Source organism: Ornithinibacillus liuyingii, assembly GCF_055550225.1.
The window spans coordinates 155,819-182,216 of the sequence record NZ_JBPWOS010000006.1 but is presented as its reverse complement, the minus strand read 5'-3'; the positions used below and the strand labels follow the sequence as shown (position 1 = coordinate 182,216).

At 32.1% G+C, this 26,398-nt stretch carries 21 protein-coding genes and 1 pseudogene; 8 read left to right on the top strand and 14 right to left on the bottom strand.

The window, feature by feature from the left end:
- Positions 1 to 45: 45 nt before the first annotated feature.
- The 4 genes from ACSKT4_RS10010 to ACSKT4_RS09995 all read right to left on the bottom strand — a co-directional run bounded on the left by ACSKT4_RS10010 (position 46) and on the right by ACSKT4_RS09995 (position 5,511).
- A complete protein-coding gene (locus ACSKT4_RS10010) occupies positions 46 to 2,772 on the bottom strand; it encodes an AAA domain-containing protein (protein ID WP_465823317.1) in 2,727 nt (908 codons plus the stop codon).
- 234 nt (positions 2,773 to 3,006) lie between these two features.
- Positions 3,007 to 3,795, bottom strand: coding sequence for a hypothetical protein (locus ACSKT4_RS10005; protein WP_465823315.1), 789 nt, complete (start codon positions 3,793 to 3,795; stop codon positions 3,007 to 3,009).
- Between the two features lie 213 nt (positions 3,796 to 4,008).
- The gene (locus ACSKT4_RS10000; RefSeq protein WP_465823314.1) at positions 4,009 to 4,914 is read right to left on the bottom strand and encodes a DnaD domain-containing protein; all 906 of its coding nucleotides are present in this window, start codon (positions 4,912 to 4,914) and stop codon (positions 4,009 to 4,011) included.
- 54 nt (positions 4,915 to 4,968) lie between these two features.
- Positions 4,969 to 5,511: a sigma-70 family RNA polymerase sigma factor gene (locus ACSKT4_RS09995; RefSeq protein ID WP_465823313.1), complete on the bottom strand. Its 543-nt coding sequence runs from the start codon at positions 5,509 to 5,511 to the stop codon at positions 4,969 to 4,971.
- 320 nt (positions 5,512 to 5,831) lie between these two features.
- Here ACSKT4_RS09995 and ACSKT4_RS09990 point away from each other — a divergent pair, with 320 nt between their 5' ends.
- The gene (locus ACSKT4_RS09990; RefSeq protein ID WP_465823312.1) at positions 5,832 to 6,101 is read left to right on the top strand and encodes a helix-turn-helix domain-containing protein; all 270 of its coding nucleotides are present in this window, start codon (positions 5,832 to 5,834) and stop codon (positions 6,099 to 6,101) included.
- Between the two features lie 41 nt (positions 6,102 to 6,142).
- Positions 6,143 to 6,604 carry a competence protein ComK gene (locus ACSKT4_RS09985; protein ID WP_465823311.1) on the top strand — a complete coding sequence of 154 codons (462 nt, stop codon included), beginning with the start codon at positions 6,143 to 6,145 and terminating at the stop codon, positions 6,602 to 6,604.
- Positions 6,605 to 7,604: 1,000 nt separating this feature from the next.
- Here ACSKT4_RS09985 and ACSKT4_RS09980 read toward each other — a convergent pair.
- Positions 7,605 to 9,161: a hypothetical protein gene (locus ACSKT4_RS09980; protein ID WP_465823310.1), complete on the bottom strand. Its 1,557-nt coding sequence runs from the start codon at positions 9,159 to 9,161 to the stop codon at positions 7,605 to 7,607.
- Between the two features lie 777 nt (positions 9,162 to 9,938).
- Here ACSKT4_RS09980 and ACSKT4_RS09975 point away from each other — a divergent pair.
- Positions 9,939 to 10,175: a hypothetical protein gene (locus ACSKT4_RS09975; RefSeq protein WP_465823309.1), complete on the top strand. Its 237-nt coding sequence runs from the start codon at positions 9,939 to 9,941 to the stop codon at positions 10,173 to 10,175.
- A 267-nt stretch (positions 10,176 to 10,442) separates the two neighbouring features.
- Positions 10,443 to 10,673: pseudogene (locus ACSKT4_RS09970) on the top strand (ATP-binding protein); the annotation flags it as partial.
- Between the two features lie 282 nt (positions 10,674 to 10,955).
- On the opposite strand, the gene ACSKT4_RS09965 reads toward ACSKT4_RS09970, so the two are convergent.
- Positions 10,956 to 12,767 (bottom strand): AIPR family protein, encoded by a 1,812-nt coding sequence (locus tag ACSKT4_RS09965; protein ID WP_465823308.1) that lies wholly within the window; start codon positions 12,765 to 12,767, stop codon positions 10,956 to 10,958.
- A gap of 324 nt (positions 12,768 to 13,091) precedes the next feature.
- Here ACSKT4_RS09965 and ACSKT4_RS09960 point away from each other — a divergent pair, with 324 nt between their 5' ends.
- From ACSKT4_RS09960 to ACSKT4_RS09950, 3 genes are read left to right on the top strand one after another with little or no spacing between them, the layout of a single operon-like run.
- Complete coding sequence (locus ACSKT4_RS09960; protein WP_465823307.1) at positions 13,092 to 15,548, top strand: N-6 DNA methylase; 2,457 nt, start codon at positions 13,092 to 13,094, stop codon at positions 15,546 to 15,548.
- Between the two features lie 22 nt (positions 15,549 to 15,570).
- On the top strand, positions 15,571 to 16,779 hold the full coding sequence (locus tag ACSKT4_RS09955) for a GmrSD restriction endonuclease domain-containing protein (protein WP_465823306.1): 1,209 nt from the start codon (positions 15,571 to 15,573) through the stop codon (positions 16,777 to 16,779).
- Positions 16,757 to 17,377, top strand: coding sequence for a hypothetical protein (locus ACSKT4_RS09950; RefSeq protein WP_465823305.1), 621 nt, complete (start codon positions 16,757 to 16,759; stop codon positions 17,375 to 17,377). Before ACSKT4_RS09955 ends, ACSKT4_RS09950 begins: the two co-directional genes overlap by 23 nt.
- A 381-nt stretch (positions 17,378 to 17,758) precedes the next feature.
- On the opposite strand, the gene ACSKT4_RS09945 is transcribed toward ACSKT4_RS09950, so the two are convergent.
- From ACSKT4_RS09945 to rlmH, 7 genes are all read right to left on the bottom strand, one after another.
- Entirely contained in the window at positions 17,759 to 18,934 is a 1,176-nt protein-coding gene (locus tag ACSKT4_RS09945; RefSeq protein ID WP_465823304.1) for a hypothetical protein, read from the bottom strand.
- 122 nt (positions 18,935 to 19,056) lie between these two features.
- The gene (locus tag ACSKT4_RS09940) at positions 19,057 to 20,070 is read right to left on the bottom strand and encodes a hypothetical protein (RefSeq protein ID WP_465823303.1); all 1,014 of its coding nucleotides are present in this window, start codon (positions 20,068 to 20,070) and stop codon (positions 19,057 to 19,059) included.
- Positions 20,071 to 20,278: 208 nt separating this feature from the next.
- The gene (locus ACSKT4_RS09935) at positions 20,279 to 21,091 is read right to left on the bottom strand and encodes an abortive infection family protein (RefSeq protein ID WP_465823302.1); all 813 of its coding nucleotides are present in this window, start codon (positions 21,089 to 21,091) and stop codon (positions 20,279 to 20,281) included.
- 71 nt (positions 21,092 to 21,162) lie between these two features.
- A complete protein-coding gene (locus ACSKT4_RS09930) occupies positions 21,163 to 21,711 on the bottom strand; it encodes a S1 family peptidase (RefSeq protein ID WP_465823301.1) in 549 nt (182 codons plus the stop codon).
- 11 nt (positions 21,712 to 21,722) lie between these two features.
- Positions 21,723 to 22,130 carry a hypothetical protein gene (locus ACSKT4_RS09925; protein WP_465823300.1) on the bottom strand — a complete coding sequence of 136 codons (408 nt, stop codon included), beginning with the start codon at positions 22,128 to 22,130 and terminating at the stop codon, positions 21,723 to 21,725.
- Positions 22,131 to 22,144: 14 nt separating this feature from the next.
- Entirely contained in the window at positions 22,145 to 22,930 is a 786-nt protein-coding gene (locus ACSKT4_RS09920) for a reverse transcriptase domain-containing protein (protein ID WP_465823299.1), read from the bottom strand.
- Between the two features lie 352 nt (positions 22,931 to 23,282).
- A complete protein-coding gene (gene rlmH / locus ACSKT4_RS09915; protein WP_465823373.1) occupies positions 23,283 to 23,762 on the bottom strand; it encodes a 23S rRNA (pseudouridine(1915)-N(3))-methyltransferase RlmH in 480 nt (159 codons plus the stop codon).
- A 208-nt stretch (positions 23,763 to 23,970) separates the two neighbouring features.
- Between rlmH and ACSKT4_RS09910 the strand changes: the two genes are divergently transcribed.
- Positions 23,971 to 24,759, top strand: a complete 789-nt coding sequence (locus tag ACSKT4_RS09910; RefSeq protein WP_465823297.1) for a DUF2935 domain-containing protein — start codon at positions 23,971 to 23,973, stop codon at positions 24,757 to 24,759.
- Positions 24,760 to 24,959: 200 nt separating this feature from the next.
- On the opposite strand, the gene ACSKT4_RS09905 is transcribed toward ACSKT4_RS09910, so the two are convergent.
- Positions 24,960 to 26,357 (bottom strand): DUF1565 domain-containing protein, encoded by a 1,398-nt coding sequence (locus tag ACSKT4_RS09905; protein ID WP_465823296.1) that lies wholly within the window; start codon positions 26,355 to 26,357, stop codon positions 24,960 to 24,962.
- Positions 26,358 to 26,398 lie beyond the last annotated feature (41 nt).

Below are 26,398 nucleotides of genomic sequence, written 5' to 3'. Positions count from 1 at the left end.
CCTTGATGATTTCACAAAGAACATTCTCATTATCCAATTTATGAATTATTCATTGATTCTTAATACCTCAATGAGTTTATTACGAATTAACTTCTCTTCTTCACTTCCAGTCGTTTTCAATCGTATAATAGGGATATTATACTTCCTTAAGATATTATCTTTCATTTTATCTCGCTTAAGTTGTGCTGCATTATCTGCATGAAACGCATGTCCATCTACTTCCACTACTAATACTGGCATCTTATCCATTTTATTAAAAATAACAAAGTCAGTATGGGTTAGGATATTCATTGCATATATCCTTTCCTCTTCGGTAAGAATTTCTGAATTTTTAACCAGCATTCTCAACGGCTGATGAAGAACACAACCAAGTGTTTGAAAATGCTTTTCTTCCAATACTTTTTCAATCACATTATTCACTAATATTTCCGATATATGCTCAGAAACTTTTTTACTACTTTTCAACACCCTAATTAATTGATCTGAATAACAACTATAAAGAAGATCAAATACAGAATAGATTTGGCTATCTTTTATCTCAAAATTGTTGTATTTAATGTACCTTATTAAATCGCCAATATTAGTTCCATGCCATTCTTCGCTACCCTCAGCAGCTACCATGATTAGTTTTTTAACAGCGCGCGAAACAGCTACATTGATAAGGTTCGAGTTATCAGCAAAATCATTTGCGTTAATTTGGTTGGAAACGGTCGATAAAATTATGATGTCTTTTTCCCTACCTTGGAACTTGTGCACGGTATCCGCTTCAATTTCCCTTTCATTGGTAACCTTTTGCAGCTCATCTGCCTGTAACCGAAACGGAGCTATAATTCCTACAGAATCTTCATGACTAAGATCAGGGATTATTTCTTTCGTAATGACATCAATTTGCCTTTGGTTAACCGTTCCTCTTGCATGATTCCCCTTTACTGTTTTAAATAAAACTAAAGGTTTGTCCTGTTCTTGACCATCTGTTAAAATAACTAACTCATTATTATAGAATTTATGATTGCAGAAACCGATAATCTTCGGATGACAACGATAATGCTCTTTTAACAATGTCTTAGGTATTTCACTAAATAACGTTTCAATAGAGGTTAGTAAGCTATGTTTTGAATAATTATAGGCATCATCAAATTGATACGAGTTAAACACGGTAGTAGTTTTTTCTCTTACGTCTTCTGGAACTACATTTGGAAGCTGTTTTTCATCACCAACAATCACTGCATTTTTTGCACATGATAGCGCTAAAGCCCCCGTCACAATATCTACTTGGGAAGCCTCATCAACTAATACATAGTCAAATAAATAATTATTAGCAGCACAATTACGTAATGAATGAGTTGTACTTAAAACTACAGGATATTCCTTGATAAAACGATTAAAACCCTTCCATAGTGAGCTAGCATCAAAGATAGGCCTGGATCCACCTCTACCAAACCGCTTGGCCAATCTTGCCTTAAACAATCGCATTGATTGTTCTCTGAATTCTTGCATCGCACTTTCAAAATTGAAATTATCTAGCTTACGATCTAAAGAAGCAATTTCATCCTTTAATTCGTTCCATTTTAAGTCGTAATACTTCTTTTGTAAGTAGGTAATAATAAACTCTGGTGAGTTCTTATAGATACTAAAATGATAGATTCCATAATTAAATAGATTATATAATTTTGTGCTAAATTTAATTTTCCCTGTTTTAATTTGTTGTCGATACGCAACTATAAGTTGTAATAGTTTATCTGCCTTCCATGGAAACAACGATTTTATATCAAACTCTGTAAAACCTGATTCTGAATAGTAGTCTTCAAAGTAACCATATTCTGTTTGAAGTTGAGATAGCTCTTGTTTCAGAATAGCCCTTCTATTTTGGCTTTCTAGCATATCGCTTAACTTATGTTGCTCTTCTACCAGGTAAGTTTTAATGGATTGAATTTCTTCCTCCTCTATCATCCAATCACTCATATTAGGATATGTTTTACTCTGTTCAGAGAAGAATTTCTTCTGATTATCCTTATTACCTAAAGAAGCTGCAATAAAACCAATTCCATATTTTTTTAACTTTTTAACAACATTTTCAGTGGCAGAGTTATTATTAGAAACTACGGCAACAGTTTTATTATTTATTACTGCGTTTGCTATGATATTTAAAATGGTTTGCGTTTTGCCAGTACCAGGTGGACCTTCAATTATACTCAATTGACTTGTAATTGCCTTTTCAGTTGCTGACTTTTGACTAGCATTAAAGCCAAATGGAAAAATTACTTGTTGCTGTTTCGATTGGATAATTAGATTTTTCTTTCCTAAATATGCTGATAAAACACTTCGTGGACTAATCTGAGTGAGGTTATTATACTGCTTTCTTAAAAAGGACACATCTCCATCAAGTTTTACGCTAACAGCGTCTGCTAGTGTTTTTAAATATTCAAAGGTGTCTTTTTCTTTCGCATTACTTAAAGAGTTTTTTTCTATGTTGAGTTCTGAACTTTTATATATCTTGTTAAATCCATTGTTAAATATAATCCTAATATGTGAGCCAAAATCTAGTATTTTGTTAATACCTGAGATTGGTTGGTCATTCGCAAATACGATACTTGTACTAGGATCAATAGTGTGAGGTTCACTTAGAAAAAGGATATTTTCCTCGTTAAAGGAGTATTTTTTCTCACTTTTGTTGAACTTTATTATCCATTTTCCGTTGATCAACTGACATGTCTCAATTTGTTCTGTCTTATCTTTGTTTTTTTCTAAGATTAAATACTTTTCTATATTCAATGTTTACTCCTACCTATTGATAATAACTCCTTACAAAATCTATGGACGAAACTTTTTTACTCGGTGAAACGGACATTTTCCCACTTCTAAACATGAAGACAAGGGACGCTAACACTAGGATGGGTCCACAGGTGAATCCCCGATCAAGAACGGGTACTGGGACTTAAATAAAGGTAGAATATATATACACCTAAATTATCTCCCCAGATAGCTTATTATAATATTCGCACATTCTTATGATTTAAATTTAAGTAATGTATTTGTACTAGTATCATATACATAAAAAATTCTAATTTTATAGAGGTCTTTTACATATTCTGTATCTTTCTTTCTAATTAATATAATTCTTTCTTTACCTAAAGTATAAAAAATTACAAGTTTAGATAATTCATCATTAACCTTATTCGGATTTACTACAATCATTTTATAGTACTCTAATTGGCTTTTATATAATTGGAGATTTAACTTTCTTAATACGGCAAAGTAGGCAATATAAAAAACTATTAACGATATGTTAAAGAAAATTAATTCCTCTTGATCCAAGTTAATATTGGCAATATATATAACTATAAAGTTAATATAAATTAATCCAGCGTAAACTAGAATTGAAAAAATTTTAAATGTCCGTATCCAAACTTTTTCCTTGTTTCGCTTTACCTCTTTCTTAACTATCTTTTTATACCTTTTTTCCTTAAGTACAATTCGATATACAACATACATAATCAAAATAGATAAAATTATTAAACCTATTACTAATAAAAATCCATTTCCTAGGTAGTCTATTAAATTCTTATGAATTGGCATCGAAACTGCAGCAATTGTAATAATTAATGAAATAATTATAGATATTAGTAAAAGCTCTAGAAAATCATATAGTTTTCTCCTATACTTATCCTCCAAAAGAACATCAAATTTAGTACGGTTTAGAACCTTATTTATAAACCATATAACAGGAGGCACTAATGAAACCAACGGAAGATAGTCTTTAAGATAGACCATAATTTCTTTATAATCGATACTCAAAAATAAAACTCCTTATATTTATTGAACTTACAATTATAATATCGGAGAAAATAATTTTATTATAAACCTTAGATTTAGTTTATTGAGCAAGGTATATATTTTATTAGCCTTTATTACGCAAAGAAAAGTCCCCGTGACCCAATCCCTATTACAAAATCACCTTTTTCCCTCTATACTTACATATATTTACCTTTGTTCGTAATTATCGCCTCATTACACAGTCCTCTGTGCCAAGTACTCCTTCAATATTTCCCCAGCGACCTCCTCTTCCTCGTCATCTAAATAATCCTCCTTCCGCTTCCGCTGCCTCTCCAAAAACCACTCCGGCACAACCTCATCACTACGAGATCTACTACGATTCCAGCCAGAACCACTATTCCTGCTATTCCTCCCCTCTAGTTCACTAAGCTTCAACTCCTCCACAGTCCTAATCCCCTGATTCAACCAAGAATTCATAATGCCCCTCACATAACTAAAGTTCAACTTCCCACGTACAAGCGCCCGTTTCATTGCTTCAATTACAAATTCATCACCAAAATCATTAACCCACGATAAGAGCTCCTCGGTCAGAAACGGAGTGACTAGACCGAAGTTATCTTGATAAAAAGCAACCGCGTCAGTTCTTGTCCCTTCTTGACGACTTTGTTTCATTTCTTTTTGTTTTGTTTCCTTTTGTTTAATTAAAGGGGCCGTTTGACGGTTCACCTGCTGGTCCGCTTGTTGGTTCGTTTGCTGGTTCATTTGTTGGTCCGTCCTGTGGTCCATAGTGTGGTCCACCTGTTGGTCCACGTCTGTTTCAACTAAACTAGACCCATACCCTCCAGCACTGTTAAACTCCACACAAAGACTCTTCATCCTGTAAAAAGGCGCAAGATTTCTCCCCCTCGAACGCCATTCAATGAATCCTCTTTCTTCCAATTCCTTTCTTGCTCTTTTAAAGGAACTATCAGTTAGTCCACCTTTTAACTTTAAAATAGTACTAGATACCGTAAATTCCTCTATCCACCCAGCCTTATTATTAATGTGTAATAACGTATGCCATAAGTTCACCGCAGATGCTGATAGCGGCTCCCTCTCCATTAGATCGTAAAATGCATTAATTTCTTTAATATAATTCATTTATGTATCTCCCTTTCTATTAAGTGGATGAGGAAATTCCCCATCCACCTTTTGTTAATTACCATGATCCAGAATATTGGAAGCTCGTAGTTTCTTCTTAGCCTCTCTTGCCCAACTCTTTACTGCCTCAACAGTTACTCCTTCTATTTCAGCAATCTCTCTCTGTGACAATCCTTGAATGATATAATAATCGACCCATTTCCACTGATTAGGACTCAGCTTCTCCTTTACTTCATTCCATATCGCTTCATCTACTATTTCGATATCCTCAGGTGTTATGAGTGGAACGCTACTAGTACTGGAATGATTCCCATCCTGCTTTTCGATACTTTCCTTTTGCAGATAAGCATCCATGTCTCGCTGCTCCTTCGTTTTATTCCGAATCAAATCAATCATGCGATTGCGTATCATGAAGTTGAAATAAGTAGCTAGCGGTCCTTTATCTGGTTGATATCGTTTATAGGCAAGCCACATCGCGTATAGCCCTTCTACATAGAATTCATTGTATGAATCTCTTATTTGTAACTTGTGAATATGATAGTGTATTCGATTTTCATTCTGTTTAGATATTTCTTCAAACGTAAAATCTTTATCCATTTAACACTCTCCTATATGCTTTATTGTTGCCGGCACCATTAGGATAGTTGGTCTGTTAATGGTTGTCATATCAACTAACATCACGTGATAGAGTAGTAAAATTGGAGTTTGTCCTATAAAAATGGAATTTTGGCTTAATAAATGCCTTAAAAATTCTATTTTGTAACTAGGTTTGAAAGTTAAGTAGTTTTTTAATAGGTATGTAGCAACTTCTAACTTAAAACCAAAACAATTACCATATTATGTAAAAATCCATACGTTCGTATGTGGTATGTTCACTCTTCTCTTATGACAATGGGTACAAAAAGGGACGTGCCCAGGTGGATAAAGAACAACTGAAATTAATATCTGAGATTTTCGGACATGAACTTAGAAAAATTCGGGATATTGAAAGAGATGTTACACAAGAGAGATTTTCTCAAGATACGGGGATTGGCCCTGAACATATTGGCGAGATGGAGAGAGGAACAAGATTGCCTCGTATTGAGACTCTATTAAGGCTACGAAATGCTGGAATAGATATCAATCTCATATTTGATCGTATTATTAAAGAACTAGAGAATAACGGTTTTGACATAACAAAAGAATAGCTGTAGATAAACTCTTAGCTGATAAAGGAATTTCTCATCTTATGAGCAATATACAACCTCACTATGAAATAAACGAACAAACAATGGCATTAATTCCTGTTAACCATATAAACTACCAAACTATTGCGCTAGAACCGGATAGAACACTTTACGTAAAGAAAACCCCTTTAGAGATAATCCAAAGGGGTTGTTTAGATAATTTTAGTTCTTTTGCAGGTAGAAGAGAGTCTATTCAACACTTGACCGGTTTTAGCAGGAAAACTCCTATTCCAATCAGCATTTACCGGAATATCATTGCTTTTCCCACCCATGCTTTTAAAAATTGGAATTGTTGTTGGATATTCTATAATCATGTTGAAAGTATTGTGGAGAAAATACCCAATCAATCCATAATATTGTTTAAGAATGGGAATCAAATTGCTGTTGAAGTACCTAAAGTGGAGTTATTAAAGCAGTTGGAACGGACAAACTTTATCTTATCCATTATCAAGAAGAAGTCTTAGGAGCTAGTTCACTGAAGAATGGGTATCGTTCTACGATCTCTTTGTAGGTGCCTTTATCTTTGATTGCGTAGGTAGTATATGGATTGTAGCACTTTTGGTGAACGACTGTGTTTAGTTCGTCTAAGAAAACTTGGTCTTTCATTTTATACAGGCTTTTGCATTTAGGGCATCGTAAGCGGTCGAAATCGTGGTTCATTTTATCACTTCCATTATTATCAGGGATATCTTCTATAACTAATTCGACACCTTCTTTGTTTTTCCTCCTTGGTAAAATAGTAATTTAATTTGTTTTTCCAACTCATTATTATTATAGAAGGTAAAAAGTAAGAATAAGTATCGTATTCAAAGAGATTCTCTCGAAATTAATGTTGTAGCAGAAATTTTATTTTTATAAAGCGATTGAACAAGTTTCTTTTATCCACCGAGACATTATAGAAGATAATTTGGCAGGGAAGCATTCCGTTACTGATGGGCAACAACGTCTAAATTGCCTATTTAAAGCTTATAGAAATGACCCTGAGTTCGAAGATATAATATTTGATGTAAGTAGGGCTAATTACATTTGGTATCCTCTTAAACAAAAACGTTGATTTATTCTATCAATATATGAACAGTAACTCGTTTCTAAAAAAAGATATTATAAAGGACGCCGTACTGTCTGTAAGAAAAAGTTCTTTGGTTATAATTTTATTATTAACATGGCCGAGGACTTTAGAAATGGTATAATACTATATCATTCACGAGTATGTCTAATTCTGAAAGACGACAAACTTTCGATTCGCTACTTAAAAATGTAGTTTTCAATTACTCAATGGCATATAATAATTAATTATTTGATATAATCTTGCCCAACTCTTATAATAGCCTTCCTCCGTTGAAAGGCTTTACAAATCCCAAACTTTAGACACAAGCCCTATGTATCCAAATGCAATATCATTCATCTCCAAATTCGAATCTAATCCTTTTGTTACTACTTCAGTAACAATTGACTGTGTTTTTATTATATAAATCGAAAACTAAATTCAGGAATTAAAATTTTATATCCCATTAAAGAAAATCTACTATATCTTTTTCTTTGTTCAACATTGAGCTTTTTTTCATTATCATTTAATATTTCTCTTACTAACTCCATGCCATTTTCATAGTTCATCAATTCTATATAATGCTCCACATGTAATATTGGAGTGGGTTTATTAGCGTTTATTCCTGTTCCTATTGAATAGTTAGTCAAAACTAGATAGTCTATTTTATCAGGGATAATATTCTTATACGCCTCGCCAAAATATTCTTCCAATACTATTGATATATTAGTATCAATAAATTCCTTAGCTATGTCTAGCTGCTTATATGCTTTATCTAGCATGCTATCCAAATTATTAGTGTCACGCGTAGACTCCACAGGAATTTTATATTTTAATTCTATAATATGAAGATGACTAATTTTTGGATCGTAGACGAGTAAATCCATGCCAGGAAGATTCTTCTTTGACTTTTCCCGCCCGTAGCCAAATAAATATTCTGATGAGATTCCTTTTATAACCTTTCTTCTCTCCTGATTTTCAAAATTATTTTGAGCTAAATCATAATTGGAGGATTGTCTCTTGGCTAACAATCGCATCGCATTTACCTCTGGCCTTGTAAGATTATATATCGCCTCCGATACTGCTAAATAATTTTCGGATTGCGGTACAAAGTAAGATAGGGAGATATCACTTGATTTATCAGAGAAATCATAAGTAAAGAAGTCAATTATTTTTTCTACTTTTTCATAATTTAACTCTGACTTGGCAGTAAACATGTTTATCCATTCATCTTTTTTATAAATTAAGGGTCCTTCATCTTCTACATCAATTACGTAGGAGTTATCATTATCATTTTCTAGGAATTTCTGTGTAAAAAAATCTGTAAGCAGAGTAGAAAATATCCTATAATCTTCAAAATTGAATTCATTAAACTCAATGTCAAAAGTACAATTAAAATCAGTCTGATGAGCAATCTTTAAAAGTTTACTTAAATCCCTTTTATTAACTTCTGCATTATCTATTTGACTTTTCTTTTTTTCATTTTCAGCTTCTCTAAAATAAGTGTCATAAAACAAATGTATCCTATACGAATCCTCGTTCTTATAATTGAAAATTATTTTGTTGCGCTGTTGACTAAACACAGTTTTTTTCTCCCTATGCATTTCCCACATATCAAAAAATTTATCATATGAGTATGCTGCCCCCATAAGATCATATATATCTTCTGCTACTACTTCTTTTTTATTGATTAATGATTGATCCTGACAATACTTTGCACACCATCTAAATATCCACTTTATTGACTCTTGAATAAATATAATCTCATCTATTCTAGTTTCATTTGTTCTAGCTAATTTTTTAAAGTTCTCTTGGTTTGATTGGTCCTCAGCAAAAAGATGTATTTTATATAACACTCCAGCTTTCTGTAGCACCACTAGAGTAGCATCCTCACGGGATAATCTAAATAGCTTATGTTTACTGACACTCTCTTCTATATTTTGCTTAATACTATATAATTTTTCATAATTATTCATATTTACCACCCTGTTATTTATTTGCGATAACTATAATACTTTTAGTATGTCTGATCTTTATATTATAAATAGAACTAAATGAATCCTTACGAAATCACTTCTAATATTATCTATTCTTACATTTAAGAGTCTTAACATTTCAATTTTTTATATTTTCCATTAAATATTTTACCATAAAATCACATAATATCATTTACCTTACAGTAATAGTTTTACTTTCAATTGTTTCCTTCGGAAAATACGAAGTGTTTACTAAAAGGCTTTCAACGCTTCTTTCAGCATATGGGCGGTGTTCCTAAAACAATTCATTTTAATATTTTATACTCCGCCGTCAAGAATGTACGTGCAAAAGGAGAACGTGATTTAACTGATACATTTGAAATATTAGTTTAACACTATGGATTTGCATATGAATTCTGTAATCCAGGTAAAGGCAATGAAAAAGGTATGTGGAGGCAATGGTTAAATATGTGAGGAACAACTTCTTATTACCTGAAAGCACAATGTTAGACTTTGATCAATTCAATAACACATTGTGGGAATTGGTAGAAAAAGATCGTGAACGTCGACATAATGAGTAAGATATTATTCAATCAAAACTGGTACGAGGGAGATAAATAAAATTGTCTAGTATTTCTGGAAAAAGAGTTTGAATGTGCCCGTTATCAAGATGTAAAAGCGAACAAATATGGAATCGTTACAATAGATAAAAAGCAATATTCTACTTCTCCCAGATTCGAAAAACAGAAAGTAAACATTTGATTTACATATAACACAGTGATTATCTTAAATGGTCATAACCAAGTGATAGTAAAGCATTCACGATTATATGGTATTAGAAGCGAATCAATGATATGGCAGCCATACTTGGATTTATTATCAAAACGTCCGAGAGTCATTAAATATTCAAGCTTATATGAACAATTTCAAGCCATATGGTCTGACTATTTGATTGTTGTACCGAAGAAGAACAAAAAGTGCATTGCGTTTATTAAGAGAGATAGTAAAGAATAATGACTTTTCATTATTAAATGAAGCTTTACAAGCAGCTTCTACTCGTGGACACCCAAGTGTTGTACAAAATATACACAGTTTTTACATATTACTTAATCAAGATACTCCTCACATAAGAATTAAGTCAAATATGTCAATACCGAGGGAATCAGAGATAAATAGGAATATCACATTACGACATTACGATTCCTTCTTTCAGAGAGGGGAACATTAGATGAATGAACAAAAAGAAGCATATTCAAACGCTTAAAATTAAGTTGGATAAGAAAGAGCTATCATGAAATTGAAAAACTGGATTTATTAGTATTAGACGAACTAGGATATATTCCACTTCATAATGAAGGTTCATAACTACTATCTTAAGTTTTGGTCAATGGAATCACGTCTTTGGACTCAATACTAATCAGGGCTGTGATTGATGGACTGATTTATCATTCGTATTTACTGTTTTTTACAGGGGACAGTTTTCGTTACAAAGAATCTTTATTACATAGATAAAATTGGGGCTGGCAAATAGCATACAAATGCCATTTCATAATTTTTTGCTTGCCAAATAAATTCTACCTTTATGACAACTTTATCTCTTAGAACTGTATTGTATTTCCCCCTCTATCCACTTTATTTAGAGAGTATAGGTCAGGTAATTTGGGTGATTCTCTAGGTAATAAGTTCATAAAAAGGACTATACCCTATGATGATATAAGTCCTTTAAATTTTTCTGTTAAAGTGTCTAGATAGTTATGCAAAGTAGAGATGTTGCCTACTAGCAAGTGACCTAAATTAACTTCTTTTAAATATCTCGCCGTAATCCATTAATTCCTTCAAATAGATGTCTCTATTTAACTTAGAAACAAATGTCTTTACTATATCCTCTAAATATTTTTTGTCAGTCTTAAAGAAGTTGCTAACACTTGTTACTTTTCCAGACTCATATTGAATTGAATATGCTGTAGATAATATTTCGACTAAAAATTTTATCAAGGAATCTAACTTTTGATCTACATCGTCTCCACTATAATTTGAAATAAAACTATCATATACAAAATCATCGTTGTCTATGATACTTGGATCTTCTCTTAATTCAGCAACTTGAACATCATTATTGATAATTCTGTAAATAACACCGAATAAACCAAAGAGTATATATTTCCCATTACTAAACACATTTGCTTCTTCAGAAGTAAATTCATAAGAACTTTTCTTTTTATAATCCTTAGACAAGATTTCAAATCGTTCGTTCAATTCAATTAAATCAATTACAAAGTTCCTTTTCTCAGTCTGTTCATAGTTTTTCCTAAAGATTTGTTTGTACGATTTATTATTATTAAATAAAGACTTCTTATTAGATCTAGCAGTTCCTGGCTTTTGATTTACGAATGAATATACTACTTGAGCAAATACATCATTCTTAATTTTTATTTTTAAATTTCTTGGTATTTGCTCCCCTCTCTTAATCTCTAACCCTATATCATATGTTTTTAATAGTCTTTGTAAATTTATCATTTCCGGAGCATTTGATTTTAAATCCTTAGGCTGAATAGGCTTCTGCGAATTTGTTGCTTCCGCAATCTTATTAAAAAACTTCATTGAATGTTCGGGGCGCATCTTTTCTTTACTTGCAACAATTTTACATGGAATATAAAACTCTTCTTTGTTATTCCCCTTATACGATCCAATTAGAGTTGTTGTTTGTCCGCCATTCACAATTGAAAAGTTGTATAATTTAACCGTATTTCCGTCAGGAGAAAAATCATTACAGGCAATTGTGAGTCCGTTATTTAAAAACCAGAATTCATCTCTATTTTTATTCAGTGTATTATTTATACCATCATCTACACTTTTACTTCTAATATACCTTCTAATATTCAAATTAAATAAACCCTTATTATTATATTTATTAAATAACTTCGCAATTGACTGCGAACTAACATTAATAAACAATCCCTTTTGTTTATCCGTTTCATATTCCAGCCAGTTTTTAGCATTATCAATCTTCACAACATCTTCTGGAACAACCTCAAAGCTTGATTTAACCTTTTCTTTAGTATCATTTATGTCACTTGGAGCATAAATAACTATTTGCGAAACTTTATTCTCTGATTCCCCTAATCGCTCTTTAGTCCGTTCAAAATCAAATTGACTTAAAGAAGAGAATACAATTTCTATATTTCCTTCAGTTTCATCTGTTAATCTATCTATTGAATTTTGAAAGATTTCTTTAACCTTTTTATTATATTTTCCAGTATGTCCCTTATAAAAATCCTCAATTGTATTGATTATTTTATGGATATCCGAAACACAATCCTGAACGTTGATATCTGTGGTATATTTATTTTGTCCAATTATTACTTTATACTCTTCCTCATCAAAATAAACAAAGTCAAGACCGCCATCATTACTTCCGTCAGTAATGCAGCTCTTCACATCAAACCAAATGTTCTCCAATTCATTTTCTTTAAAACAATAATACTGCATAATTAGTATATTAAAAGCTTGTTCATCTGTTAATGTTTCTGAAAATTTTTTACCTACTTCTTTTATAGTCTCAATCTCAATCTTTATATCTTCTATTTCTTCTGTTAAAGTTATCATTTTATCCCCCCCAGCTTAAAATATGTTAATAGTCTAGTTAATACTATTTATAATACCAAATTCTGAATATATTTGCATATTTTAAATATAACTTTATTTAAGCATTCTTTTAACTCATCAGTACAAACCACTACCGGAAAAAATATCCAAAATATATAACCCGCTTACTACATGTCAAAATACTATCCTCTATATCTTTGTTTACATAAATGCCAAAAAAACAAATTATATGTCTACCTTTTTGAGCTCAGTTAGAATATACTATAATTTTAGACATCATTTTTGATATAATAAGCTATATAGGTGTTTATGGAGGAATTTATTTTGATTAATATTAGAGAATGGATCTCAAGTAATATAAAAGATTTTAATAGTTTTGTAAAATCAGAAGAAGACTTAAAGATAAAAGTTGTTTTACCTATTTTAAAGGAATTAGGTTATACAGAAGAGGATTTTAAATATGAAGAGAGCATTAAGGTCGTTATAGGTACCAAAAATACAACGGTTAGGTCTGATATAGCTATTTATATCAATGGAAGCATTGAGTTAATAATTGATGTAAAAAGACCGAGTAAATCTATTTCAGAACAGGATATATTACAATCTAGTAGTTATGCAAAACTTGTGTCCACACCACCTGCTTTGTTTGCTGTTACTACAAACGGAATAGATTGCATAGCAACCAATACTATTACTGGTGAAAGAGTTAGTGCAATTCCAAGTAAAGCAGAAATGTTAAGAATGATTGATAAATCAAAGAAAAAAGTCTACCAGGATTTTGAAATTCGAGAGATTGAAAGTATTCTTCTAACATTATTAGAGCCCAGTGAACTTTATAAAGTAATCAATAATTGTAAAAACATAATTGAAAAAAAAGGGTTGATCAGATCAGACCAATCTTTTAAGGAAATGACTAAAATATTACTAGTTAAAATGAATGAAGAACGTAGAGCAAAAACTAATGAAGGTTATAACAGATTCAGTATTGATTACTTTAGTTTATCATCAAATAAAAACAAAATTAAAATAACCGAGGTTTTTGACACTTTATTCAATTTTGCCAAACAAAGATATCCTAATATTTATACAAATGAAGATGAGAAACTCTTAATAAGTGATAATGATTGTTTATTAGAAGTAATAAAACTATTAGAACCCTTCTCATTTCTAGGAACTGGGGACGATATAAAAGGCACAGTTTATGAAATATTCCTAAAATCTACTTTAAGAGGTGATTTTGATCAATACTTTACACCCAGAGAGATAGTAGATTTTATCGTGAGATTTTCTGACCCGAAAGTTGATGATGTGTTTTTAGACCCTGCATGCGGATCTGGTGGTTTCTTAATTCAAGCTTTTAATTATGTTAATCAAAAGATTATAGATAGCCCTGATTCTCAGGTAGAAAGAAAGAAGAAGTTTTCGAATTTAATCGACAAAAACATTTGGGGTCACGAAGCTGATTATGATTTACATGTTCTTGCAAAGATAAATTTAATTATGCATGGTGATGGTTGGAATAATATTTACCAAGGTGATACATTAAGTTCTAGCAAATTACCAAATGATTATTTCGACCTAATCTTAACTAATCCACCTTTTACAATTAAGTACAACTTCCCTAATGTCCTATCACAATACGAATTAGGCTTAGCTAAAGATAGTGAAGAATTGGACATTCTATTTGTAGAAAAGAGTCTGAATTTATTAAAACCAGGTGGAGATTTATTTATTGTACTTCCAGAAGGTTTATTGAATTTAAGTAGATATCATTACTTTAGAGAATGGTTATTAGATAAAGCATACCTTGTTTGCTCAATTAGTCTCCCTGAAGGTGCCTTCATTCCTTTTGGCGGATCTGTGTCTAAGACTTGTATATTGGGTTTGAGAAAGAAAGATCAAAATAATACTAACTTATACAAACCAAAGAATGTATTCTTAGGTAGAGCTATCGAAGTAGGATATGAAACGGGAAAGAAGATTTATAAAGCTAAAGATAAGAATGATTTGGCATACTTTTTAAGTAAATCTAAAGAAATATATAATGATATTAAAACAACTGAAAACGGCGGAGAGTGTGGGTGGATAGACCAATCTTTAATTACTCCATATCGTTTTGATGCTAGTTTTTTACTAAATAAGATAGATAGAGAACAGTTAAAAAAAGCATTTAATAATTTAGTTCCTCTAAAGGAAGTATGTGAAATTGAAAATATTTCAATTAATATTGAGGATGATACAAAGTATCATTACCTAGAAGTTCCCGATATATCATCAGAAACAGGAATCATTAGTAATATTAGATATTTACAAGGTTCTCAAATAACAGCTAGTTCCCTATATATGTTCTATCCTGGTGATATCTTATTTACTAGAATTAATCCTAGAAAAAGTAGAGTTAGTATTGCACCTCTAATCAATAATTTCGGAGTTGTCTCTAAAGAAGTATACAGAATAATTTTAAAAAATGATAATCCTTATATATCAGATAAAAACAAATATGTACTTATACCATTACTTCAGTCAGAATATGTAAAAAGTCAAATCGTAAGGCTATCGTCGGGATCTTCTTCCTCTAGAGCAAGGGTTCAACCAGAGGATTTACTTAATGACGTTTATATTCCTATTCCTGCTGAATCTACTCAATACGAAATTAGTAAAAAAATATACTCAGCAAGTAGATCACACTGGGAGTCTTCTCAAAATTTACTAGATGCATATGTTAATATTCAGAACGAGTTAGGAAACAATTTAAATAAAAATAATATAAGATCAGTTTAAAAGAGAAAGAGGTACTGTTATTATGTCTGAGAAAATAAGAGATTCCTTTCAAGCAGATAAGTGTATTTTAGAAGATGAAAGAATGGAGCTATTAATTGGAGAAAATAGAAATATTAGTTTAGAAAATGATGCTAAAGATGAATTTATAACCAGAAGGGAAAAACTTCACGATTTAAAAATTCTTAAGCACTCATGGAGTTTGATTGAGATTTATCAAAAGATTAAAAATAAAACTATTGATTTAGGCCCAGATTACCAACGCGAGGAAGTTTGGACTACTAAAACACAATCCCAATTTATAGAATCCCTATTTATTGGCATAATGATACCTCCTATCTATTTAGCAGAGATAAAGCCTAACGAGTCATTGGGCTCTATAACTTATGAAGTCGTTGACGGTAAACAGAGGTTAACATCAATTTATAAATTTTTTACAAATCAACTAAAACTGGATAGCGAATTGCAATACTATGGTGATATTTTTTCTGGAAAAACATTTGCCGAAATTGAGGAGGAATACAAAAGCGAACTAGAACCCATGTTGTCTTCAGTAATTGATATGTATGTTATTGGCCAAAATGCAGACCCGGAGATTAAATACGATGTATTTGCCAGATTAAATCAGGGGAATATTAAATTAACACAAGCAGAACTTAGGAAAGCCATATTCTCTTCCAAAATGACTACTGAAGTTTATAAATCTGTTAAAGAAATAGAAGAACAAGAAAACTTCGAAAATCCATTTACTGCAAATGATATAAAGCGAAATAAGAATTTAAATAGAATGTATCAGAGCATTGCTTATATAGAACAGTTTAGGGCTGCACAGCAATTGGATGAAGCAAACATTTTCTTCTTAGATTATAAATCACGTCCCAGAGATATGATTAATTATGTAATGCAAAAGTTTCAGAGCGAACACAATCATACATTTGTGAAAATTGAAGAAATAAAGGAGATATGTAGAAAAACTTACCTTTTAAAAATTGAATTAAGTAAAGATAAATATAGAGAGATTGAGAAAGCTTACGATATTCCTACTACTACCGAATACGCTATTGATTGTCTTATTTCATTATTTGATAAGTATAGTGAAGATGAGATAACTAAAATCCTAGATAGTTTATTTAAAAATATTAGTTTCCTAAAAACTTTTGAGAAGTCCCCATCTACAACTTCAAAAGTTAATGATAGGTTAAATATTGTCTATGAACAATTACAAAGATCCTGAAAAGGCACCTGAATCACTAGGAGAAGTATTCTTTGATTTTTGGGGACTATATATTAAGTTCGAGGAAATATGTAAGAAATATATATTCCTGTTAATCGATAAAAATGTACATGATTACCAAAATCGGTGGCATTTTATCGCGGGTTTACTGACAAGGAAACGAGTAGAAGTATTAAAGATAACAGAGAATAAGCTTGAAATCGGTGGTAGTTCATTAAAGTTACGGGATAACTCAGATTATTTGAACGATATCAGTTTGATTCAACTGGTAAGGTTTTCCGAACAATACAATACTCTTGATGCATTAAATATCCCAGATCCGACTCCAAATAGTAAAATCCAATTATCATTCCGTGATACAGTAATAAACTTAATAAAGATTAGAAACAATTTTGCTCACACTCAAAAAAAAGATCAACAAAAATTATTGGAACTATTTGGCCCTTATAAAATTGGTAATGATAATATTAGTTCGAAAGTACACGAAAATGATAAAGAGTTATATAAACAACTTTATACTATAAATTTTTGGTTGTTAACAATAAATAATATTATTACAACCGAGCTTGAGAAATTTAATAATGAGGTAACTAGCTAATCTTAATAAATTTGTTATTTCAAAAGTTATAATTTTATTATTGGTATTTTGGCCAAAAAATAGACTTACTAAGAAGAAGTTTTTAATTTACCTATAACTTGTTTGCCTTTCTGCTAGGAAAATGGATCTATCCTTTCCTTACAGAGAGGCATATATCGTTTACAGAAACTGCTTAGATTTACAAGTATACTTATCACTTATGATAGGGATCACTGTAACACTTTAAGGATAGCTAATAACGATGAATAAAGTACTTGAAATTTATTATATTTAAACAAAGGGAAAGGATGGTGTAATATTAGTACCCATCCTTTTTTAATAGTTTAATTATTTAGCTACGGTTAAACGTGAACATTTCACTGATTCGAAAAATAAAAACTCTCATTTATTTATTTCCCAGCTTTTGAAATTAAATTTACTTTTAAACTTTTCAGTTTTAGATACTGCAATCTTTTCTTTTTTTCTTATATCATAGGAGGGCATCCCCGTAATACCGAACACCTCAAAAATTATATCCTTTCTCGTATCAAGAATTAAACCATCTGGTATAAAACCACCATATTCTTCAATTGGTAGATAGGGTTTATAAAACTTTAGTTCCTTTTTACATAATTGATCATAAATTTTTTTTTCGTGACTACTCTCAGAATATAGGCCCCTATCAGATACTGGTATTAAACAGTAATTATATAGAGTCATACATTTATGGTACAAATCTTCATTATGTACGAATCCTGCTACTACATATTCAGAACTATGTGGTTCTATTCTTCTCTTTTGTTCAAATTCTTCTTTTTCTACATAAAAACGATTAGTTTTACCAAAAGCATCTTTACAATACAAGATATCTTTTTTTGTTTTATCATGTAGAATATCTTCCTCTATTAATCTGTTATGATCTACATACATGTAAACAAAATAGACATCTTTTTTGACTTTTACGCTCCTTATGTTTACTTGTTTATAAAACATCTCGTTTAGTGTTTTTCTTTTACTTGATAATTTTATACGAGAAGCCATACCATAGACATGCTTAGCTAACTCATATTTATCAATTGGAATTCTTTGTTTATTTCCCAACACCATACCTTCCCATGCCATCATATTAATTTTTGTGGCTAATCCAAAAACTGTTGATACACCTTTATTAGATCCTGTTCCTTCATGATAAATAACATTATTCTTTACTTTATTATTTGTTTTTTTAATCTCTGGTAACTGGGTAGCATAGTATATTCCTTCAATTCTGACAATATGTAGCCCTTTTTCTTCATCGTAACTCCACGCCTTCTCATATGGACTTGAACCAACAAATTCAGGATGTCGACAACAATCCTTAGAATGTTTATATTGTCTTGTAGCATTATATAAATATGGAGATTTTGCGTTTGAAATTTTAAGTTCTATTTCATCGGAACATTTACAACTTAATTTTACTTCACCCTTCTCAATCTTAGTTTTTAAATCTAACAACAAAGACTCTTTTATTGGTGAATACGGTAGTTTAGTAACCTTTTCATTGTTTTTTTCAATGACAAAAAATGATTTATTAATCAAACAATCCCTCTCTCTATATAAAGTATTACTATATTCCAATTATAGCGGAAACTAAAAAACGTTAATAAGTTCCGTTATATTTTCGGAACAACTCTTTGATTATGAGATGAATAATCCGCTACCTAGTCCCAATCTCTAACCTCTAAATATTTTGTAGAATTATTTGCACAGTCACTACAAATATATTCTGGTTCAAGGTCTTGTTCACTATCATAATAAAATCCTACTTGTTTATGTAAGGTAGGGTTTCCACAATTATTACATGGTGTATTTTCGTAGTCATTGAAGCATGTAACACAAAACCAACTATCTTTATTCTCATTGTAATAATAATTATCAGTACCACAATCTTTACAATAATCTATTAGGTACTTCCCACTATTTCTCCGCTTATTAAGTTCTCTTTCACAAACATCAGATATATAACAATGCTCATCGTTCTCTATGCAATCTTTAATATTCTCAAATTCATTTGAACAAAAGTAACATTTTATTACACTATCTTCTTCTACAATGTATTTCTCACCACATGTTGGACATGGAAGTTTAACCATTCTATCTGGAAATAATTCATATGTTAATAGAGAAAGATTTTTATTAGATATCTTATCTTTAGCCAATTGGATATAAGAATCATATTGAGATTGTATTTCTCTTATTTCTTCAATCAAATCTTCTTCTAAATAATCATTTAAATTATCACCAATAATCTCTTCTAATAAATACTGTATGGCAACAATACCTTCCGATACAATCTTTGAAGCCTCTCCCTCACTCAAATCTATTTCAAAATGTTGGATTTTATTTCTCTCATTATATATACCCCTTATTTTTCTATCAATGTAGTCAGGGATGCTAATACCTACTAACTTTAGTCTATTTAATGATTGCTCCAAATTTACTGTATGGGCATCACTTAATCTGTTAGGTTTAATTTTATCTATCTCAGTGTATATAAGAAGGTGATGTCCTTTTTCTTTTAATATCTCTTTTAGCATCAATTCAGTAGTATGAGCAAGTAATAGTATCGAGTATTTATAATATCTGGATTCTCCCTCATCCTCAGCCCTAATAAAATAAGAAATTGATTCATCAAAGGAGTCCATTGCATTTTCTAACAAACCTAAACGTAACATATCTCTTCTCCCCCTAATTTTCCTACATTCTACATAATGTAAATATTACCATTTTATATTGATATTTAATAACCGGACTTCATAGTTGAATATAGAGCATATACATAATAAAATTGCTCAATTAAAAGCCATTTATAAGCTACTGACTAAAATAAATCACTCAGTAAATACTATTCACCTTATTACCACCCTAAGGAGATAGACTACTTTAATTTGTAGGAACTTCTTTATTGGAAAAATAGGTATCCAAAAGGTAGATGCACATTGTCCCGCTTAAATTAATTGCAAATTTTGCATGTCGTTCACTTGGTTTATAGTATACTTTGCCTTTGCCATGTGAGTCACCATAAGCATTTCTTAAAGAGCCTAGTCCACCAATTACACCATTCATTGAACCTAATATTTGTTTAAATATATCCTCACCATGTTGATCTGGAGACAATTTAAGTTTGTTTGCCACTTTCTTATAAAGCTGATTTAAACTTTCTGTTTCTTCATATTCCAAACCAGCATCATCAAGAATCCACTTCAGAGTACTTTCAAGCATGGATCTTGTTGCTGTAATTGAATCCTCTGGATCAGTTTTCGCCTGAGTTAATGCTCTTTCCCAGTCCTTTTGAACATGAGGAATTTTGTAATTATTCGTATAGACATTAACATCCAATTGTATATTCGTTTCATTTAATTCATGTATCTTCCCATTTTTAAATATAAAGCCATCTCTTTCTAGTAACATAAGAAATTGCTTCCACGAAGAATCAACTAGAAAATAATTATCGTCAGAGTTTTCTATACAAAACAACTCAAATACATTTAGTAATTTTCTGGTGTCACCTGGATTATTAAGGTCAAGGGTGGATACATATGAGTCTGCTAATGTCCTCCTCTGACCACTTAAATTTGATGTATGTGATTCAGATTCAAATATGTGCTCAGATTCAAAAAGTTGTTGTATTCTATTCAATGTACTAAAAGTAGTTAAAACATCATAAAAGACGAGAATTGTTCTCTTACTTATCATTCAACATATTCCCCAATCTTGTATAAAATTTTACTATAGTAAAAGTATTAAAGGTCACTAATAGACCGCTATTAGATTTCAATTTCCTCAACCTTTTCCATACTATATATCTTTTCTTTTGACGCTAGTTCGATAACATCTATAATTGGAATTACTTCACTAGGAACCATACCATGTTCTGTTATCACTCTTACAGCTACTGCAATTACTTCATTCAACTCATTTACAACTGGGCCTCCACTATTACCCCCATAAATAGTTGTACTTATTTCAAAGCGTTTTTCTATTGTTCCGATACGGGATTTATCTGTATACCTTTCACCAAGAACAATCCCATCTTTAATGCTAATATCCATATTTTCCCGGTAATTTGGATAACCTATTAATTGTATCTTTTGGTCTTTTTCTATTGATTTGTTGAAATCAAAACCATGACCTTTAATATCAATACCACTTACGTCTAATATAGCTATATCTTTAATAGTGTCGTAACTTAATAGTTTTGCATAATATGATTTAGACGAGTACTTAGATCTATTTATCTTTATCCTTGTATCAGGCTTAGCCCCAAAATCTATCATCTCAATATAACTCTTGAAAACGTGTGCATTTGTAACCAATCCAATCCCTTTTAGGAGAAAACCCGTCCCCTGTGTTCAACAATAACTTCATCTTTATCGCCATCATCAAACGAAAAACTATAGTATAATGATTCAATTACAAATGTATTATCTTCTTGAAATTTCCTTTTAGAAATAGGCAATCTTATAAAAGGAAATTTCAAGTTCTCATTACTTTTAAGTATCTCGCTGTATCGCTTAACGAACTTCAAAAATACATCGTCTTCTTTTCCCTTTATTTGTCCAATGTATGAGATCATTCCTCTTAATACATCAAACATATCAGGAACACTATTATTTTTTTGTTGACGAAACTTGTATTTTTCTTTAAATATAGATTTTGCAATTTCAATATCATCTATATTTTTCTCTATACAATGCAAAATTGCTCTGACTCTACGAATGTATCTTCTATTCACGTTTAATTTTTTATTTACTGTAATCCCAGTAACTGTTTGTCGTTATATTTGCTTCTTAATCTAGTCTTACATTCATTAATTAAAAAGCCATTTTTCTTAATTACGTTATTAATTTCCTTCGATAGACTAACGGAATTGTCTTTTATAAGTGCTATTCTTTTGGGTAAAAATTCGCTTTTCGTAGAAAGAGTAATATCATCTGCATATCTGGTGTATATACAGTTATTCTTTGTCGCCAGTTTGGATAGCTCTCTATCCATTTTATATGAAATGATGTTGGATATTATAGGTGATGTTGATGCTCCTTGGGGTAAAAATCCTTTATAGTGGCAACATATATTTGCAAGAGTTGAAGAAACAGCATTATTGAAACCAAAATAAAAAGTAAACATTGACCTAGCTCGTCCAAAATTTATATTTTCAAAGTAATTTTCTAGGTCAAAATTCAAAATATAGTTTTGCTGAACATGTTTTGATGCGTTTGTTTTTATACTTCGTCCTACAATAAAGCCATGTGAATTCGGGTGGTTAGTGTAGACAAGGGTCAAAATCATTGAAAATTTCTTCTGAATGATAGATAGATTCTTCTTAGGTGCGTAAATCGTTCTATCATTTCCATCTTTCTTTTTAATTACAAATGTGCTGTAATTCTGTTTCTTTGATGCCACCAATATATTCCATAGTTCTTTGGTGGGTACATCTAGCATATTCGCTATGTCCTCAAAATCTTTCAAGGACTTAAATTTATCTATAAAGGTGTTTTTATCTGTAAGTAGATTAGGTTTCATACTTTTTTTCATTACTAATAACCACCTTATTTAGAAGCGGGAAGCAGTATAATTCTACCTTTCTATAAAAAACACATATATAAATAGCGAAAAAACTCGCATAATAAGGCTATAACATACCTTAGTATATTACCGTGGCGATTTCACCACGAAAGTCAATTATTTCCTGCTCCCCTTCAAAAGAAATTATACTATATAACTACTTTTTTGTCTTACCATAGATAATAGTTCATTCGTACTGTGTATATTACATTACTTCTATTTCGAGATTCCTGTAATTCGATTCCTTCATTTATCAAAAATATTGTATAAGATTTAGAAAACCTACTCCTTTCATCATAAAGGGTTTATATTTTAAACAAACCTATTTATGATAAGGCTCCCCCCGCCAAATCCGAAACCCCCGATAAACCTGTTCAAGCAGAACCAACCGCATCAACTGATGAGGAAACGTCATCTTCGAAAAGGACAGCGCATAATCACTCCGCTTCTGCACCGCCTCACTAATCCCAAGCGACCCACCAATCACAAACGCAATCTTACTCTTCCCGTAAGTAGCTAGCTGATCCATCTTATCCGCCAGCTGTTCCGAGCTAATCATCTTGCCGTTAATCTCCAATGTAATCACATACGTATCCTGCTGCACATGGGAGAGAATCCGTTCGCCTTCCTTACGCTTCACTTCCTCCATTTCCGCTTCGCTCATATTCTCCGGTGCCTTCTCATCCGCTACCTCCACAATATCCACCTTGGCATAGGCAGACAATCGCTTCAAATACTCCGCGATACCTTGTTTTAAATACTTCTCTTTTAATTTTCCAACCGATATAATCGTTATTTTCATTAATTTCCCGCCCTTTTCACATGCTGTCTTCATTAGTGTATCAAATCCAGCCTGTTTTCACACTTATCGACCTATCTTCTAAATGCTGTATTTAATTTCCCATACCCTACATGGCATTGATTCGTAAATGCTTCGTTAATATTTAGTTAATAATCGTCACACATAGCGAATACAATGAAATGGATGAAGAAAAAGGGGGTGAGGTCATTTGAAGAGTTATATAGAGAGTGCTTCATTCGAGCATCGATTTTGGCTGAGGGTACTACATGATCATGCGCGGTTTATACATGATTCACTCTATCCTTCAGAGGAGAAGGATATTGTGCAGGCAAAAGAGTTTATGGATACATACGAAGCCTTATTGGAACAGACAGAACAGCTATCCAACCATAATGTTATCGCGTTTACAATGGAAGCAGAGGCGATTACAAAGAAAATGAGGGACTTTAAGCTTTCCATCATAAAAAGGCATTTAACTGGGGACATTGGCATTCACCTGTCACCAACCTTTATCAACCATATGGTGAATGAATTAGATGAATATGTTTTAGTGATAAGCTATTTAAAGGAGGGCAAACCCGCTCCTATCTTTCATGAATTACATCATCACTTAATCTGGCTAGCCGATGCGTCGGGCCATGCTGGTGCGATTAATGATGAGCTAGATGGTGTGGAGAAGCGCTTAAAGGAAAAGAGTCAGGAGTTTGCGAAGCACTTTGAAGAATTCTATTTAAAGGCTGTTGAACTGACGGGTTATTTGCGAGCGAATATCACAACCTTTCCAGCCTTGAATAGATTTAATAATGATGTAGAGGTGGAAATCAACCTATTCCGCACGTTTCTTCATGAAGTGGAGGAAATGGAATTATCTGATACGGTATTAAGTACCTTCTCTGCACTGATGGCAGATCATATGTATAGAGAAGAATGCTATTATTTGAATAAACTAGCTGAATCTACTAATAATCCCCCTCCCGATTGTGATCCTACTAAATAACACAATGAAAGTAGGAGAATCTCCAGTAGGCCAGATTCTCCTTTCCATTTCACGATAGTAATGTAATGATAGTCTCCTTGGATATAATCCCTAATTGCTATGCTCGGATAGGCTCCAATAAAAGCACCGGGCTAATCAAAAATTAATTAGATTATAGCCGTACAAATCTATAAAATTTGGTCATGACCATACCTACTACACTACTCAACAATTTCTCTAGCGGGGGAACCCTCTTTTAATCGGAAATCATAACTATCTGAATCGACATAGCCTGGGTCGATGTAACTCGTTTCCTTATCACTAGTAGAGGCTTCTTTAAAAGCTGCGAATGAATGGTATTCTACATCTTTCCAAATCCATATCCCATCTTCTCCTGCTTCCTTATGAAACACATTATGCCTTAGCTCGTTATTTTCATTGGTGGTGAAATAATTTACGATAAATTTGCGATTAGGGCCTGCTGTTAGTATATTTTTCTCAATCGTATTGTCTCTTACATCATGCTGGATCATTAACTGTCCACCATCAAGCCCCTCTGTATCATTTCGATATACTATATTTCCCGATATGTTGGAATGGATTGTCCCGCCGCTTTCTTCATCATATCCACCTATTGATATACCAGTGTAGTGGTTTTCATAGATGGTATTGTTTAGTATGTCTATGTTCTCCGCATATTTCCCTTTATGCTCGGAGGTAGCTTCAATTCCGATGTCACTATGGTAAATGGTATTCTCCTTAATCGTTATATCTTTTCCACCATCAACATAAATCCCGCCAGCACTATACTCTTTGCCATATGCTGGATTTCCATAGGTGGAAATGTCATATACAGTATTATTGGAGACTACTCCATTACGCACATAGTCTGCTTCTTTATCCGTGGAGACACCTTCATAGCCAATTAGATCAATCCCGATATTGTTATTCCTTCTCACTATGTTATGGTCGATTATAAACCCATCAATATTTCCGTTCATAACGAGCGCCTCACTTGCTCCAAGCATAAGGTCCTCTACCGTATTGTTGGTAATCGTGATATCTTTCATGGCGCCTGCTCCATAGACCGCTATACCGTGGCCATTCCCATCATCTGCATGGGTTTCAATATGCCTTACATGATTATGGTCTAGTGTTATATGACTGCTTGAGCCTGTCACAAATATCCCTATAACGGTCTCATCTGATAAATCAGTCGTTAAATCCTGGATGACTAAGCCACTAATCGTCACATAGTATTTATTGTCTATCGTAATGATGGACGTATCCCCTTCCTCACTTGTAAGATTTTCTCCACTCAGAATAACCTTTTCATTTTGATAAGGTTGGAAGATAATCTCTTTTGACTTCGTACCACTATGCTGAACAATGATCTGCTCCTGATAGATTCCCTCACGTATATGGACCGTTGTCCCCGCCTTCGCTACGGATGCAGCCTTCTTCAGTGTACGAAAAGGCTTTGATTTTGATCCATCATACTCGTCATTTCCATCTTGTGCCACATAAATATCTTGCTGCTGTTCCTTGTTAGGATACCATACCATTAGAACAACAAGGATAGCTGCAGTAGCAAGGAAGATAAATGTAAATTTATTCACTTTTCGCTCCTAGTATTTTTTATTCTATAATCTTGTAATAT

Coding starts and splice junctions, on each gene's coding strand:
- ACSKT4_RS10000 (WP_465823314.1), bottom strand. CDS start 4,914: ATGAATTATATTAAAGAAATTAATGCATTTTACGATCTAATGGAGAGG.
- ACSKT4_RS09995 (WP_465823313.1), bottom strand. CDS start 5,511: ATGGATAAAGATTTTACGTTTGAAGAAATATCTAAACAGAATGAAAAT.
- ACSKT4_RS09985 (WP_465823311.1), top strand. CDS start 6,143: ATGAGCAATATACAACCTCACTATGAAATAAACGAACAAACAATGGCA.
- ACSKT4_RS09980 (WP_465823310.1), bottom strand. CDS start 9,161: ATGAATAATTATGAAAAATTATATAGTATTAAGCAAAATATAGAAGAG.
- ACSKT4_RS09965 (WP_465823308.1), bottom strand. CDS start 12,767: ATGATAACTTTAACAGAAGAAATAGAAGATATAAAGATTGAGATTGAG.
- ACSKT4_RS09955 (WP_465823306.1), top strand. CDS start 15,571: ATGTCTGAGAAAATAAGAGATTCCTTTCAAGCAGATAAGTGTATTTTA.
- ACSKT4_RS09950 (WP_465823305.1), top strand. CDS start 16,757: ATGAACAATTACAAAGATCCTGAAAAGGCACCTGAATCACTAGGAGAA.
- ACSKT4_RS09940 (WP_465823303.1), bottom strand. CDS start 20,070: ATGTTACGTTTAGGTTTGTTAGAAAATGCAATGGACTCCTTTGATGAA.
- ACSKT4_RS09935 (WP_465823302.1), bottom strand. CDS start 21,091: ATGATAAGTAAGAGAACAATTCTCGTCTTTTATGATGTTTTAACTACT.
- ACSKT4_RS09920 (WP_465823299.1), bottom strand. CDS start 22,930: ATGAAAAAAAGTATGAAACCTAATCTACTTACAGATAAAAACACCTTT.
- rlmH (WP_465823373.1), bottom strand. CDS start 23,762: ATGAAAATAACGATTATATCGGTTGGAAAATTAAAAGAGAAGTATTTA.